This is a genomic window from Streptomyces sp. NBC_00122 (assembly GCF_045160845.1).
Taxonomy (GTDB): domain Bacteria; phylum Actinomycetota; class Actinomycetes; order Streptomycetales; family Streptomycetaceae; genus Streptomyces.
Genome location: NZ_CP108191.1, coordinates 1,561,229 through 1,575,199, shown reverse-complemented (window position 1 = coordinate 1,575,199; position 13,971 = coordinate 1,561,229). Strand labels below are relative to the sequence as shown.

General features: G+C 73.6%; 16 protein-coding genes. 10 read left to right on the top strand and 6 right to left on the bottom strand.

Going from position 1 to position 13,971, the window contains the following annotated elements; genetic code table 11:
• The first annotated feature begins 60 nt into the window (after positions 1-60).
• Positions 61-981 (top strand): Gfo/Idh/MocA family protein, encoded by a 921-nt coding sequence (locus OG737_RS07450; protein WP_405681429.1) that lies wholly within the window; start codon positions 61-63, stop codon positions 979-981.
• On the opposite strand, the gene OG737_RS07445 is transcribed toward OG737_RS07450, so the two are convergent.
• Together OG737_RS07445 and OG737_RS07440 are read right to left on the bottom strand one after the other, a co-directional pair.
• Positions 974-1,507 (bottom strand): hypothetical protein, encoded by a 534-nt coding sequence (locus OG737_RS07445; protein WP_328925340.1) that lies wholly within the window; start codon positions 1,505-1,507, stop codon positions 974-976. The genes OG737_RS07450 and OG737_RS07445 overlap by 8 nt on opposite strands.
• Before the next feature lie 86 nt (positions 1,508-1,593).
• Complete coding sequence (locus OG737_RS07440) at positions 1,594-2,055, bottom strand: MarR family transcriptional regulator (protein ID WP_328925339.1); 462 nt, start codon at positions 2,053-2,055, stop codon at positions 1,594-1,596.
• Between the two features lie 65 nt (positions 2,056-2,120).
• Here OG737_RS07440 and OG737_RS07435 point away from each other — a divergent pair, with 65 nt between their 5' ends.
• Together OG737_RS07435 and OG737_RS07430 are read left to right on the top strand one after the other, a co-directional pair.
• Entirely contained in the window at positions 2,121-3,005 is an 885-nt protein-coding gene (locus OG737_RS07435; RefSeq protein WP_328925338.1) for an alpha/beta hydrolase, read from the top strand.
• 54 nt (positions 3,006-3,059) lie between these two features.
• Positions 3,060-3,875 carry a class I SAM-dependent methyltransferase gene (locus OG737_RS07430; RefSeq protein WP_328925337.1) on the top strand — a complete coding sequence of 272 codons (816 nt, stop codon included), beginning with the start codon at positions 3,060-3,062 and terminating at the stop codon, positions 3,873-3,875.
• Here OG737_RS07430 and OG737_RS07425 read toward each other — a convergent pair.
• The gene (locus OG737_RS07425; protein WP_328925336.1) at positions 3,872-4,243 is read right to left on the bottom strand and encodes an ArsC/Spx/MgsR family protein; all 372 of its coding nucleotides are present in this window, start codon (positions 4,241-4,243) and stop codon (positions 3,872-3,874) included. The genes OG737_RS07430 and OG737_RS07425 overlap by 4 nt on opposite strands.
• Positions 4,244-4,349: 106 nt before the next feature.
• Here OG737_RS07425 and OG737_RS07420 point away from each other — a divergent pair, with 106 nt between their 5' ends.
• Positions 4,350-4,604, top strand: coding sequence for a hypothetical protein (locus tag OG737_RS07420; protein WP_328925335.1), 255 nt, complete (start codon positions 4,350-4,352; stop codon positions 4,602-4,604).
• 58 nt (positions 4,605-4,662) lie between these two features.
• Here OG737_RS07420 and OG737_RS07415 read toward each other — a convergent pair whose 3' ends face one another.
• Together OG737_RS07415 and OG737_RS07410 are read right to left on the bottom strand one after the other, a co-directional pair.
• The gene (locus OG737_RS07415) at positions 4,663-5,586 is read right to left on the bottom strand and encodes a thermonuclease family protein (RefSeq protein ID WP_405680029.1); all 924 of its coding nucleotides are present in this window, start codon (positions 5,584-5,586) and stop codon (positions 4,663-4,665) included.
• A 37-nt stretch (positions 5,587-5,623) separates the two neighbouring features.
• Complete coding sequence (locus OG737_RS07410; protein WP_328925333.1) at positions 5,624-6,718, bottom strand: PP2C family protein-serine/threonine phosphatase; 1,095 nt, start codon at positions 6,716-6,718, stop codon at positions 5,624-5,626.
• An 87-nt stretch (positions 6,719-6,805) separates the two neighbouring features.
• Here OG737_RS07410 and OG737_RS07405 point away from each other — a divergent pair, with 87 nt between their 5' ends.
• The 3 genes from OG737_RS07405 (at position 6,806) to OG737_RS07395 (ending at position 9,909) form a co-directional block, all read left to right on the top strand.
• Entirely contained in the window at positions 6,806-7,552 is a 747-nt protein-coding gene (locus tag OG737_RS07405) for a VIT family protein (RefSeq protein ID WP_405921317.1), read from the top strand.
• A 57-nt stretch (positions 7,553-7,609) separates the two neighbouring features.
• Positions 7,610-8,497: a TIGR01777 family oxidoreductase gene (locus tag OG737_RS07400; RefSeq protein ID WP_405680031.1), complete on the top strand. Its 888-nt coding sequence runs from the start codon at positions 7,610-7,612 to the stop codon at positions 8,495-8,497.
• 164 nt (positions 8,498-8,661) lie between these two features.
• Entirely contained in the window at positions 8,662-9,909 is a 1,248-nt protein-coding gene (locus OG737_RS07395; protein ID WP_328925331.1) for an NAD(P)/FAD-dependent oxidoreductase, read from the top strand.
• A 65-nt stretch (positions 9,910-9,974) separates the two neighbouring features.
• Here OG737_RS07395 and OG737_RS07390 read toward each other — a convergent pair whose 3' ends face one another.
• On the bottom strand, positions 9,975-11,414 hold the full coding sequence (locus OG737_RS07390; protein ID WP_328925330.1) for a regulator: 1,440 nt from the start codon (positions 11,412-11,414) through the stop codon (positions 9,975-9,977).
• 173 nt (positions 11,415-11,587) lie between these two features.
• On the opposite strand from OG737_RS07390, the gene OG737_RS07385 reads away from it, so the two are divergent.
• The 3 genes from OG737_RS07385 (at position 11,588) to lipA (ending at position 13,845) form a co-directional block, all read left to right on the top strand.
• Positions 11,588-11,941, top strand: a complete 354-nt coding sequence (locus OG737_RS07385) for a hypothetical protein (RefSeq protein WP_328925329.1) — start codon at positions 11,588-11,590, stop codon at positions 11,939-11,941.
• Positions 11,942-11,984: 43 nt separating this feature from the next.
• Positions 11,985-12,782, top strand: coding sequence for a lipoyl(octanoyl) transferase LipB (gene lipB / locus OG737_RS07380; protein WP_328925328.1), 798 nt, complete (start codon positions 11,985-11,987; stop codon positions 12,780-12,782).
• A gap of 109 nt (positions 12,783-12,891) precedes the next feature.
• Positions 12,892-13,845 (top strand): lipoyl synthase, encoded by a 954-nt coding sequence (lipA, locus tag OG737_RS07375; protein WP_328925327.1) that lies wholly within the window; start codon positions 12,892-12,894, stop codon positions 13,843-13,845.
• Positions 13,846-13,971 lie beyond the last annotated feature (126 nt).

Sequence of the window (13,971 nt, the reverse complement as noted above, 5' to 3'; positions counted from 1 at the left end):
GGCGGGGCGCGGGTCGGCGACGGAACACCCGTCCGAGTGGGGCAGACTGGTCGGGTGAGCATTTTGTCTGATGTGACCCCTTCCCCCGCAGGCCCGCCGCCCCGGATCGGGCTGCTGGGCACCGGTCCATGGGCCCACCGCACCCATGCCCCCGCGCTCGCCGCGCACACCGGCTCGGAGTTCGCCGGAGTGTGGGGCCGCCGGCCCGAAGCCGCGGCCGAACTGGCCGACACGTACGGCGTGAAGGTGTACGAAGACCCCGACGCGCTGTTCGCCGACTGTGACGCCGTGGCCTTCGCCCTGCCGCCGGACGTCCAGGCCCCGCTCGCCGTGCGCGCGGCCGCCGCCGGCTGCCACCTGCTGCTCGACAAGCCCGTCGCGACGACGGCCCGGGAGGCCCGGGCCGTCGCCGACGCCGCCGCGCGGCACGGGGTCGCCTCCGTCGTCTTCCTCACCCTCCGCTTCGCCGAGCCCACCGCGGGCTGGGTCGCGGAACAGGCCGCCCGTCCGGGCTGGTTCACCGCGGCCGCCCACTGGCTCGGCGCCGTCTTCCCGCCCGACGGCACGCCCAGCGCGTACGCCGCCTCGCCCTGGCGCAAGGCCAAGGGCGGGCTGTGGGACGTCGGCCCGCACGCGCTGTCCGTACTGATCCCGATCCTCGGCGAGGTCACCGCCGTCAGTGCCACCCGCGGCCCCTCCGACGTGGTCCAGCTGGCCCTGCGCCACGCCTCCGGCGCGGCCAGCTCCGCCGTGCTCAGCCTGGGCGCGCCGCGCGCGGCCGCCGGGGTGGGGCTGGAGCTGCGCGGAACCGAGGGCGTACACACGCTGCCCGGCTGGAGCGACGTCCCCGGCGCCTACGGGCGCGCCCTCGACGCCCTGCTCACCGCGGCCCGGACGGGCACGCCGGATCCGTGCGGAGCGGAGTTCGGGGCCCGGCTCACGGAGATCCTGGTGGAGGCGGAGGCGCAGCTCCCTACTTGATCACGGCGTTGGCGACGATGATGGCCAGGCCGATGGTGGCGTCGGCCACGCCGATGAGCAGCGCGGAGGACATCCGGTAGCCGACCCGGCTCGCCACGAACACGCCCCAGCCGAACAGCAGGGCGGTGTTCAGGCCGAGGCCCACGGCGGTCACGCCGTAGGAGTCCCATTTCGTGAGCCCCGCGAGGACCAGCAGCAGCACGGTGGGGAGAGTGGCCGCGACGATCGGCCACTCGTGCCACAGCGCGCGGGCCAGCACCCGCCACCGGTGGCCGACGGAGCCCCGCTGGTGCGTGGTCATGTGGTGCGAGTAGCCGTGCGCGAGCCCGGCCGTGGCCGCCGTGACCAGCACCCAGCTGGCGTCGTAGTACGGGCTGAAGTCCCCGCCCTTCTGGTCGAGTGCGGCCAGCAGTCCGCTGGCCAGCACCGTCCCGTACACCCCGCCGAACATCCAGTCGGCACCCCGTCGTGGCGGAGGGAACGGCTGCCCGCCGGGGCTTGCCTGCGGCTGCTGCTGCTCGTTCACGCCGGGGTCCTTTGGTGCGGTACGTACCTATTTGCTCTGGTCACCCTACGAGGTCACGGGTGAGGGCGGGGTGAGTGGCCGGGGAGTCACGCGGGCGGCTCCGGCGCGAAGACGGTGTGGGCGGCGGTCAGGAAGCGGTGGACGGTGTCCCGTTCGCCGGGGCCGAAGGAGTCCAGGACCTGGAGCAGCCCGTCGATGAACGGGCCGAAGAACTCCCGGCCCAGGCGGATCGCCTCCGGCTCCACGCGCAGCAGGATCCGGCGGCGGTCGCGGTCGTCGCGGACCCGGGCCACGTGGCCCAGCCGTTCCAGCCGGTCGATCACGGCGGTGGTGCCTGCCGAGTTGAGGCCGAGCCGGCCGCCGAGGAGGCCCGCCGTGGCCGGCTCGTCCGCGCGGGCCGCGTCCAGCAGGCAGATCAGGGCCCGTACGTCGGTGGGGTGCATGCCGTTGCGGGCGGCGAACTCCGTCTGGCGCAGGCCGAATTCGACGGTCACCGCCCGCAGCAGGTGCACCAGGTGCAGATCGTCGGGTTCCCGGTTGTCGTCCACGGCGCCTCCGGCCTAGAGTCTCTCGCTGAGCGAGATTATCGCCCAGCGAGGCATTGGAGCCAGCCATGTTCCGGACGTCTTCCTCCCGCACCGCTTCCGTCCCCACCGCTTCCTTCCGCACCGCCTACGACGAGGTGCTCGGCCTGTGGCCCGAACCGGTCGAGGCCGCCGTGCTGCCCACCCCGTACGGGGCCACCCGCGTCAACAGCTGCGGTCCGGCCGGAGCCCCGCCGCTGGTCCTGCTGCCGGGCGGCGGGGCCACTTCCACGGTGTGGGGAGCCTGCGCGGCGGCCGGGCTCGCGCGTACCCACCGGGTGCACGCCGTGGACCTGGTCGGGGACCCGGGGCTCAGTGTCCCGGCGCCCGAGCGGGCGCTGCGGGCCACCGGGGACCTCGTCGGCTGGCTCGACGCGGTCCTCGACGGGCTCGGCGACCGGGGCGGCCGGGGTCCCGTCACCCTCGGCGGGCACTCGTACGGGGCCTGGATCGCCGCCCATTACGCGGTCGCCGACGCCGGGCGGACCTCCGCCCGGCTCGACCGCCTCGTCCTGCTCGACCCGACCCAGGTCTTCGCCGGGCTCCGCCCCGGCTACGTGCTGCGCGCGCTCCCCGTGCTGGTCCGGCCCACCCCGGAGCGGATCCGCTCCTTCCTCGCCTGGGAGACCGGCGGGGCCCCGCTCGACCCGGCCTGGCTCCGGCTCCAGGACGAGACGGCCGCCTTTCCCGCCGTCCGGCCGGTGACCGGGCCGCGCCCGGACCTGACCGGGCTTCGGGAGCTGCCGGTCCGCATCCTGTTCGCGGGCCGCACCCGCTGCCACGATGCCGCCCGCGCGGCCCGGGCCGCGCGCGACGCGCTGCCGGGCGCGCGTGTCGAGGTACTGCCGGGGATCTCGCACCACGCTCTGCCGCTGACCGCGGCCCCGGAGATCGCCCGCCTGTTCGACGCCTAGGTGTGCCCAGCGCGCCGCCACCGTGACGACCGAAACGGCCCTTATTTTCCTGACATGTCCTCCAGTCCAGCCATCGCTGCCCCACCCGTCACGAGCCAGCCGCGTCTGCTGTACGACGCCTGTCCGCTCTGCTCCGCCGCCGAGATCTCCGCGCTCAGGACCGGCGACTGCTCGGGCCATCCGCTCTACAAGCCGGTGGTCGGGCCGGCCATCGTCTGGATGCGCTGCGCCCCCTGCGGACACGTCTTCACCGACGGCTACTTCACGGACGAGGTCTCGGCGGAGATCTTCTCCTCGACCAACCCGAACCAGCAGCCGGGCGCGGGGTTCGAGCAGAACCGCTACATCTCGGCCCGCATCGTGGAGCGCGTCGCGCGCTACGTCGCGGACGGCTGCTGGCTCGACGTCGGTTTCGGCAACGGATCGCTGCTGTTCACGGCGCAGGAGTGGGGCTTCGAGCCCCAAGGCCTCGATCTGCGGCCCTCGACCGCCGAGGGGCTGCGCCGGCTCGGCATCGAGGCGCACTGCGCCGACCTCACGTCGCTCGACGCGCCCGGCCGGTACTCCGTGATCAGCCTGGCCGACGTGCTGGAGCACATGCCGTACCCCGGCGAGGGCCTGGTCGCCGCGCACCGCTTGCTGCGGGAGGACGGCGTGATCTTCGCGTCGATGCCCAACTACGACTGCGCGGTGTGGCGGCTGCTGGACGCGGCCGACGCCAACCCCTACTGGGGGGAGCTGGAGCACTTCCACAACTTCAGCCGCCCGCGCCTCTACGAGCTGTTGGCCGAGCACGGTTTCGAGCCCCTGCACTACGCGGTCAGCGAGCGCTACCGCGCGTGCATGGAGGTCATCGCCCGCCGCGTCTAGGCGGTGCGGGACATCGCCTCGCGGACGGCCTCCTCGGAGCGGGCGACCACGGCCGTGCCGTCCTCGGCGGTGATGATCGGGCGCTGGATCAGCTTCGGGTGCGCGGCCAGGTGCGCGATCCAGCGGCCCCGGGCGGCGTCGGTCTCCTCGCGCGGCAGGTCCGGTACCCCCGTCTCCTTGGCCAGCGGGTCCGAGGTGCGCGTGATGTCCCACGGCTCCAGCCCGAGGCGGCCGAGCACCTCGCGGATCTCGTCCTCGGAGGGCACGTCCTCCAGGTAGCGGCGCACCGTGTAGTCGGCGCCCTCCGCGTCCAGCAGGGTCAGCGCGCTGCGGCACTTGGAACAGGCGGGGTTGATCCAGATCTCCATGGTGCCCAGCCTATCCAGAGCCTGCCCGGCCAGGGCTTTTGTCAGTGGTCGCCGGTAAAATCGAGGGAGAACGACAGGAAGCCAACTACCGTTTGGGAGGCTGTAGATGGCCACTGCCACCACCATTGCGCACGTCAAGAAGAAGCCGCTGCCGGCGGGGCTGCCCCGCGAGTGGTACGAGAGCCACAACCGTCGGCTGAAGGCGATGCGGCTGGCGATATCCCTGCTCGACTCGGGGACTTATGACGCCCGGCGCGCCACCAACCGGAAGATCCGGACGATGGCCGTCCGGACGGGGATCCACCGGCCGTCCAATGTCACCTGCAAGATGGTGCGCGCGTTCATCGTCAGCGCCGGCTGACCCCGCCGAGCGGGGCGGGCGTCGACCCGCCGGGGCCACGGTCCCGGCGGGCTCCCGCTCACTTCTCCTTGAAGACGATGTCCCGGGAAGGGTGGGTCATCCTCACGGTGTTGTCGTCGGTGACCTCGACGATGTGGTGCATACCGCGCAGGAGCTTCCCGGAGTCGGGCAGGAGGCGGTACTCGTCGTCCGCGGCCCCTGCCAGATAGGCGCGGAAGCAGTCCAGTGACGCGTCGGGAGCCTTGAAGTCCAGGTAGTCCTTCAGGCGGCGGAACAGCTTCGGCAGGATCACCGCGCCGGTGTCGTCGTCCGTGAGCGAGGCCATTCCGTGGACCGTCACCCCGGTGAGGGTCTTGTCGGCCTTCCACACGCCCTTCGACGACGCCCTCGCCTTCTCCGAGGCGTCGGTGAGGAGTTCGCGCAGGTAATCGGGCAGGCCCGAGTAGAAGGTCGGGTAGGCCAGGCCGAGCAGGAGCAGGCGGTGGTTGGCGGTCCTCTCCAGCAGGTCGTCGTCGACCCCGGTCCAGTAGCCGCTGTACACGGGCGGGGTGCCCTTGCCGACGAAGGCCACGCAGCGGCCGTAGTCGTCGGCCCCTCGGGTGAGGATCCAGCCGTTCACGGTGTCCGGCGTGGTGGCGACGGTCTCGTCCTCGTCGCGCAGGACGGTCTCGAACCCGAGGAACTTCAGCAGCTGGTCCGCGGCCTCGTGGGCGAGGCCCCGCGGCTGGTGCTCGATGTGCGGCTTCTTCTCGCCGTAGTGGGTCTCCAGCGCGTCGATTCCTTCGAGCCGGATGCTCACGCGGCCGTCGGCCTTGGGCACGATCTTCTCGCTCCCGGGCACGAGCTTCCAGTCGGCCACGTTGTCCGGGATGAACGGGAGGGTGTCGCCGTCCGGCTTGGCGCCCCCCTCCACCTTGAACTTTCCTCTGATCAGCAGCATGGCCATGGCGGCTCCCATCCTGGCGTCACTGTGGGTGTTCACTGGTTACGCACAGTACACATCTCGGCGCCCGTCGAGGTCATTCCGCGCCCGCCGGGCCGGGAAGTGTCAGCAGCAGCAGGGCCACGTCGTCACGCGGGCCGCCGTCCGTGAAGGCCGCGAGGTCCCGCCACACCGCCCCCACCAGGCCCGCCGGCTCCCTCGCCATCACGGGCAGCCGCGCGGACAGCGGATAGAACTGCCCCGACACGTCCCGGGCCTCCGTCACCCCGTCGGTGTGCAGCAGGAACCGGTCCCCTGGCCGCACCGCCAGCTCGGCAACCGGCGGCAGGGTCAGACCCGCGAGCCCCAGGCCCAGCGGCGGCCCCGGCTCCACGGCCACCTCGTCGACCGCCGGCCCGCGCAGCCGCAGCGCGGGCGGATGCCCGCACGAGACGAGCCGTACGAAGTCCAGCCCGGGCGGGAACTCCAGCAGCAGCGCCGTCGCGAACAGCTCGGGGTGCTCGTCGGAGGCGGCCGCCGAGTCCGCGACCAACCGCCGGTCCAGCCGGGCCGCGACCGCCGCCAGCCCGGCGTCGTCGAGCACCCCCTCGCGGAAGGCCCCGAGCAGCGCCGCCACCGTGGCGACCGCCGCCAGGCCGTGCCCCTGCACGTCGGCGACCAGCGCCCGCACCCCGTGCGGTCCCGCCCGTACGTCGTACAGGTCGCCGCCGACCAGGGTGCCGTGCTGCGCCGCCCGGTAGAGGCCGGAGCAGCGCACCGGACCCACCTGTTCCGGCAGCGGCGGGAGGACCGCCAGCTGAGCCGCCTCCGCCACCGTCCGCACGCTGACCAGCTGCGTGTCCCGGCGCTGCCGGACCCAGGCGATCACCACGCTCAGCAGCCCGATGACGGCCACCGTGGCCAGGTCCGTCCCCCGCGCGTGGCCGACACCGAGGGAGGGCGATCCCAGCAGTACGAGGACGAGCGCGGCGAAGAACGCGGTCCCGCCCGGCCCGTACGCGAAGGCGGCCACCGGTGGCAGACCGGCCAGGAAGAACCCGAGCTCGACGTCGCCCGGGGTGAGCATCTGCGCGAGGACCAGCCCCACCAGGGCCGCCGCGGGCGCGATCCGGGCCCAGCGCGGCGGCGGCTCCCCGTGCAGCCTGCCCGGTTCCTCGCGTCCGCCTCTCACACCTCCACCCTGGTACGGGGGGCGGGCCCGCGCACCCGGACCGGTGGCCGGGTGGCCCTGCCGGTCCCCTGCCGCGACAGTGGTGGCGTGACGGAAGACGATTCCCCGACACGGGCGCACATCGAGGCCCACGGCAGCGGTGGCGGCGGCTCGCAGAGCGCGGAGATCAGCACACGGCTGAACTGGCTGCGGGCGGGGGTGCTCGGCGCCAACGACGGGATCATCTCCACCGCCGGCCTGGTGGTCGGCATGGCCGGGGCCACCACCTCACGCGCGGCGATCCTGGCGGCGGGCGTCGCCGGACTGCTGTCGGGATCGCTGTCCATGGCGGCGGGGGAGTACGTCTCCGTCAGCTCGCAGCGGGACTCCGAACGGGCCGCGCTGGACTTGGAACGGCGGGAGCTGGCCGAGGAACCGGAGGCGGAGCTCGACGAACTCACCGACCTGCTGGTCGCCCGCGGGCTCAGCCGGCAGCTGGCCCGGGAGGCCGCCGAGCAGCTGACGGAACGGGACGCGCTGCGGGCCCATGCCCGGGTGGAGCTCGGCATCAACCCCGACGAGCTGGCCAACCCGTGGCACGCGGCCTTCGCCAGTCTCGTCGCGTTCACGGTGGGCGCGCTGCTGCCGCTGCTGGCGATCCTGCTTCCCGGGCCGTCGGCCCGGGTTCCGGTCACGGTGGCGGCCGTCCTCGCCGCGCTCACCCTGTGCGGTGTGATCAGTGCCCGCCTGGGCGGCGCCCCCACGCTCCGCGCGGTCCTGCGCAACGTCGCCGGGGGCGCCCTGGCCATGTCCGTCACCTACGCGGTGGGCACCTGGCTCGGCACGGCGACCTGACCCCGCCCGCGCCCGGGCTCCGTGCCGGGGCGGGGGCGGATCCGCCAGGATGGGGGCATGCGCATCGCAGTCACCGGTTCGACCGGGCTCATCGGTAGCGCCCTCGTGCGGTCCCTCCGGGAAGACGGGCACGAGGTGGTCCGGTTCGTGCGACGGGAGCCCACGTCCGCGGACGAGGCGCGGTGGGATCCCGCCCGCGGCCACGTCGACCCCGGCGGGCTGGCCGGCTGCGGGGCCGTCGTGCATCTGGCCGGGGCCGGGGTCGGGGAGCACCGGTGGACCTCCGCGTACAAGAGGGAGATCCGCGACAGCCGGGTACTGGGCACCGCCACGATCGCGAACGCCCTCGCCGCCCTCGAGGAGCCGCCCGCCGTGTTCGTCAGCGGTTCGGCCGTCGGCTATTACGGGGACACCGGCGACCGCACCGTCGACGAGGACGCCCCCGCCGGGCACGGCTTCCTGCCCTCGGTCTGCGTGGAGTGGGAGGCGGCCGCGCAGCCCGCCCGGGCCGCCGGGATCCGGACCGCCTTCGCCCGTACCGGCCTCGTCGTCGCCCGCGAGGGCGGAGCCTGGGGCCGGCTGTTCCCGGTGTTCCGCGCCGGCATCGGCGGCCGGCTCGGCAACGGCCGCCAGTACTGGTCGTACATCTCCCTCCGGGACGAGATCGCGGCCCTGCGCCACATCATCGACACCCCCTCCCTCGAAGGCCCCGTCAACCTCACGGCCCCCGAGCCGCTGACCAACCGCCAGGTCACGGCCGCCATGGCCCGGGTGCTGCACCGGCCCGCGCTGCTGCCCGTACCGGCGGTGGCCCTGCGCGTCGTGCTCGGGGAGTTCGCCGAGGACGTGACCGGCAGTCAGCGGGCCGTGCCCGCCCGGCTGCTGGAGTCCGGCTTCGTCTTCCGCGACCCCGGCATCGAGCAGGCCATCCGCGCCGCCATGTAGGGGCGTGCGACCGCCGTACGACCGCCGTGCGACCGTTCGTGACCCGGATGCGACCGCCGTGCGACCGGATCCGACCGTAATACCCGGTCGAACTCGGGTTCCCCTGGTGCCCGTTGGGGGAAGAAGGACTCCCACACAGCCGCGCCGACCTCGGGGAGGGGCACGTGCTCAATGCGGACGTCGTCATCGTAGGAGCCGGAGTCTCAGGACTCGCGGCCGCGCACCACCTGATCGCAGCGGGGGTCACGGTCACCGTCCTGGAGGCCGCGGGCGACCCCGGCGGCCGGATGGCCACCGTTTCGGCCGACGGGTTCCGGCTGGACCGGATCGGCCAGTTGCTCAACACCTCGTACACGGAGCTCGAACGCACCCCCGGCCTCCAGGACCTCACGCTGAGGTCCTTCGCGCCCGGGGTCCTGGTCCACACCGACGGCAAACAGCTCCGGGCCGGAGCCCTCACCCCCGCCCGCGCCCTCGCCAGCGGCTCCCTCGACCAGGCGCGCCTCAGCGCCGCCCTCGGGCGGCTGGCCGCCCTGCCCGAGGAACGCCTGCTCGCCCGGCCCGAACGCACCGCGCTCGCAGCATTGCGCACCCGCGGCCTGCCGCCGCGCACCGTGACCGGCGTGCTCCGGCCGCTGCTCTCCACCCTGCTCCGCGACCCGGAACTCACCACCTCCAGCCGCGTCGCCGACCTCGCCCTGCGCGGCTTCGCCCGCGGCCGCCTCGCCGTGCCCGAGGGAGGGGCGGCGGCCCTGCCCGACCTGCTCGCCGGCGCCCTGCCGCCCGGCACCGTCCGCACCGGGGTCCGGGTCCGGTCGGTGGCGACCAACCTCGTCACCACCGAGGAGCACGGCGACTTCGGCTGCCGCTCCGTGCTTCTGGCCACCGGGGCCCGGGCCGCCGCCGAACTCCTGCCCGGCCTGCGGGTGCCCGGCTTCCACGAGGTCACCGTCCTGCACCACGCCACCGCCGCGCCCCTGCCCTGGGACGGGTCGCTGCTGCTGGACGGCGACCCCAAGTGGCCCGTCTCGCACACCACCGTGATGAGCGCGGTCGACCCGACGCGGGCCCCGGCCGGCCGGAGCCTGGTCACCACCACCGTGCTCGGCCCGCCGCCGCCCACGCGTACGGTCGCCTCGCGCCTCGCCCGGCTCTACGACACCAGCACCCGGGACTGGGAGCTGCTGGCCGTCCACCACACCCCGGAGGCCGTCCCCGCCATGCCCCCGCCGTACGACGTGCGCCGCCCGGTGCGCGTCCTGGCCGGGCTGTACGTGTGCGGGGACCACCGCGACACGAACACCGTCCAGGGCGCCCTCCACTCGGCCCGCCGCGCCACCACCGCCGTCCTGCGCGACTTCGGCATCCCGCTCCCGGCGGCGCCGGAGCCCGTACTCCCGGTGGCGGCCTGAGGCAGCCACACCCCTCCTGGCGCGATGAGGGGCCCGGCATCGCACGGGGGAGCCGGGCCCCGGGTTCACGACAAGGCCGCGACCCGGTCGCGGTAGCTCCGCACGGCCGAGGCGTCGCGGTACGGCTCCAGCCGGCGCTCGAAGTCCCGTACGTACTCCACCGCGCGCACCGACCGCATCTCCATCGCCTGCTGCGCCGCCTCGGCGCCCAGTGCGCACGCCTGGTCCAGCTCACCCAGCCCCAGCCGCGCCGTGGCCAGCACCACCCGGCAGAACAGCCGGGACCGCGCGAACCCCGGCGCCCGCAACTGCAGCGAGCGCTCCGCGTGCTGCGCCGAAGCCCGGTACTGCTGCAGGTCCCGGTGGCAGTGCCCGAACTCGTCGGCCAGCTGCGCCTCGTCGAAGTACCGCGCCCAGTGCGGCACGTCGTCCCCGGGCCGGGCCGCGCCGATCGCCCGCTCGGCGCGCACCAGCGAGGCCGTCGCCGCCCGTACCTCGCCGAGCACCGCGTGCCCGCGCGCCTCCGCCGAGTGCAGCAGCGCCTGCACCACCGGCGGCGGGCCGGAGCCGACGCCCTGCTGGGCGACGCGGGCCAGCTGCACCGCCTCCCGGCCGTGGCCCAGGTAGACCGCCTGCCGGCTCATGGTGACCAGCACGTACGAGCCGTACGGGCGGTCCCCGGCCGCCTGCGCCAGGCGCAGTGCCTGCACGAAGTACCGCTGGGCGAGCCCGTGCGCGGCGATGTCGTACGAGGTCCAGCCCGCGAGCCGGGTCAGATCGGCGGCGGCCGAGAACAGCCGCCGCCCGGTGGTCTCCCCGTAGGTCCCGCGGAGCATCGGCTCGGCCTCGTGCTCCAGGTAGCGCACGAGCGCCTGCCGGGCGTGCCCGCCGCCGTAGGCGTGGTCCAGGGTGCGGAACAGCTCGCTCACCGAGCGCAGTGCCGCGATGTCCCCGCCCGTCACCCGCTGCCCGGGCGCGCGGTCGATCTGCCGCTGCCGGGGCACCGCGGCCCGACCCTGCACGGGGACCCGGACCACGGACGGCTCCGCGCCCCGCCCCACCCGTTCGTCGGCCCGCCCGATCAGCCAGTCCCGGCTGGGCACGACGAGCCCGGCCGGGGTGAAGGCGATCTTCCGGAGCTCGGCGTGGGAGCCCGAGTCCTTGCGCCACAGCCCGCTCGCGATGTCGACGGCCTCCTCCGGGGTGGCCGCGAACTCCAGTCCCGCGTACACGGGAGCGCACGCGTCCAGGCCCAGGTCCTGCGCGGAGAGCCGTCGGCCGAGGCGTCTGGTGAAGACCTCGGCGATGAGCGCGGGGGTGGTTCCGCGCGGCTGCTGGCCGCGCAGCCACCGGGTCACGGAGGTCTTGTCGTAGCGCAGATCGAGACCGTGCTCCAGGCCTAGCTGGTCGACGCGGCGGGCGAGCCCGGCGTTGGAGAACCCGGCTTCCGCGATCAGTGTCGCGAGCTGCCTGTTGGGGACGCGCTGGGCAGGTCGTTCCGTCATCGGCTCCACGGTCTCCTGACGTGACGGACCGGAGTCCCGGCCCTGTGAACGGCGTGAATGTAGCGGCGAACTCCGCCCGGGCCGCCCTCTCTGCCCTACATTCATCCGATCGTGTGCAGAATGGATGGGGCCCTTTACGGACCGAACCCCTCCGCCCGCATAGGCTGCGGCCCATGACCCGCCGGACCCACCGGGCGCGCCTTCCCGACGAGCGTCCCGAATCCACCGCTCCGCTTCCCCCGCCCGAGTTGACGGAGGCGGAGTGCAGGCGTTGCGGCACGTACATCGCGGGTCTCGACGGCCGGTACGCCTGCGGGGTGTGCGGCTGGGTCAACGACCACTCCGAGGGGCACCGGCGGCTGCCGCGGGCCGATGAGGATCCGGACCGGCCGAAGGGCAGGCGCCGTCCGAAGCAGCTGCCGTGGCCCCTGCAGGAACCCGCACCGGAGCCCGTCCCGCAGCCCGCGCCCGAACCCCCGCACGAGCCCGCGCCCGGGCCTCCGGAGGGGCCGCCGTACTCTTGCTGAGTGCGATACGTGCACACAGCAGGTTCAACGAGGAGGCGCTGCGGTGGCTGAGCTTGGGTTTGTCCATCTGGGCTTCGGGCCGGAATCCGTCGAGTACACCCAGGCCTGGGAAGAGCAGCGCCGGGTGCACGCCGCCCGCTTCGCGGACGAGATCGAGGACACCTGCCTGCTGGTGGAGCACCTGCCGGTCTACACCGCCGGCCGGCGCACCGCCCCCAGCGAGCGCCCGCTCGACGGCACGCCCGTCGTCGACGTGGACCGCGGCGGCAAGATCACCTGGCACGGCCCCGGCCAGCTGGTCGGCTACCCGATCATGAAGCTGCCCCGCCCGGTGGACGTGGTCGCCCACGTCCGCCGCTTGGAGGACGCGCTGATCCGCACCGCCGCCGAGTTCGGCCTGGAGACCACCCGCGTCGAGGGCCGTTCCGGCGTCTGGGTCCTGGGCGACCCCGTCGAGGAGCGCCCCAAGCTCGGCGGCCTCTCGCTCGAATTCGACCCCCGGCTGCACGACGAGGAGTTCGACGCGCGGCTCAACGGCCCCGAGTACGCCCCGTCCAACGCCGGCCAGCGCCGCGAGGACCGCAAGCTCGCCGCCATCGGCATCCGGGTCGCCAAGGGCGTCACGATGCACGGCTTCGCGATCAACGTGAACCCTGACAACACCTGGTTCGACCGGATCGTCCCCTGCGGCATCCGGGACGCCGGTGTGACCTCGCTCTCGTACGAACTGGGCCGGGAGATCACCATCGCCGAGGTGGTTCCGGTCATCGAGCGCCACCTGAAGGACGTACTGGAGCACGCGGAGCTGCGGCCCCGGGAGATCGAGACGGCCGCCGGCTGACGGCCGGGGAATGGGTCCGGCGCCCCCCAGGTTGGCGGACGTAAGAGCGTACGAATTTACGGGCGTACCCTGGTGGGCGCCGAAGAATCGAAGTCACAGGGAGCCGGTCGTGTCCGCAGTCGCACCCGACGGACGCAAGATGCTGCGCCTGGAGGTCCGTAACAGCCAGACCCCCATCGAGCGCAAGCCCGAGTGGATCAAGACCCGGGCGAAGATGGGTCCCGAGTACACCAAGATGCAGGCCCTGGTGAAGGGCGAAGGACTGCACACGGTGTGCCAGGAAGCCGGCTGTCCGAACATCTACGAATGCTGGGAGGACCGCGAGGCCACCTTCCTCATCGGTGGTGACCAGTGCACCCGGCGCTGTGACTTCTGCCAGATCGACACGGGCAAGCCCGAGGCGCTGGACCGCGACGAGCCGCGGCGCGTCGGCGAGTCCGTGGTCACGATGGACCTGAACTACGCCACCATCACGGGCGTCGCGCGCGACGACCTGGCCGACGGCGGCGCCTGGCTGTACGCGGAGACCGTGCGCCAGATCCACCAGCAGACGGCGGGCCGCGAGGCCGGCCACACCAAGGTCGAGCTGCTGGCCCCCGATTTCAACGCGGTCCCGGAGCTGCTGGAGGAGGTCTTCGCCTCCCGCCCCGAGGTCTTCGCGCACAACGTCGAGACGGTGCCGCGGATCTTCAAGCGGATCCGCCCCGGCTTCCGCTACGAGCGCTCCCTCGAAGTGATCACCAAGGCGCGCGCCTACGGCCTGGTCACCAAGTCGAACCTGATCCTCGGCATGGGCGAGGAGCGCGAGGAGGTCTCGCAGGCCCTGAAGGACCTGCACGAGGCCGGCTGCGAGCTCATCACCATTACCCAGTACCTGCGGCCCTCGCCGCGGCACCACCCCGTCGAGCGCTGGGTGAAGCCGGCCGAGTTCGTCGAGCTGGCGAAGGAGGCCGAGGAGATCGGCTACTCCGGCGTCATGTCCGGTCCGCTGGTCCGGTCGTCGTACCGGGCGGGTCGTCTTTACGCGCAGGCGATGGAGAAGCGCAGCCGAGCCGGAGCGTAGGTTGCGGGTCTGCCCGAGGCACGAGGGCGGGCACGCGGCCGGAGCGGTGGCGAGGTGGAGCTCGACCGGGAACCGAGGAGCGCAGCCACGCCGGAGCGTGAACCCGCGTGGCAAGCGTGTGAACTC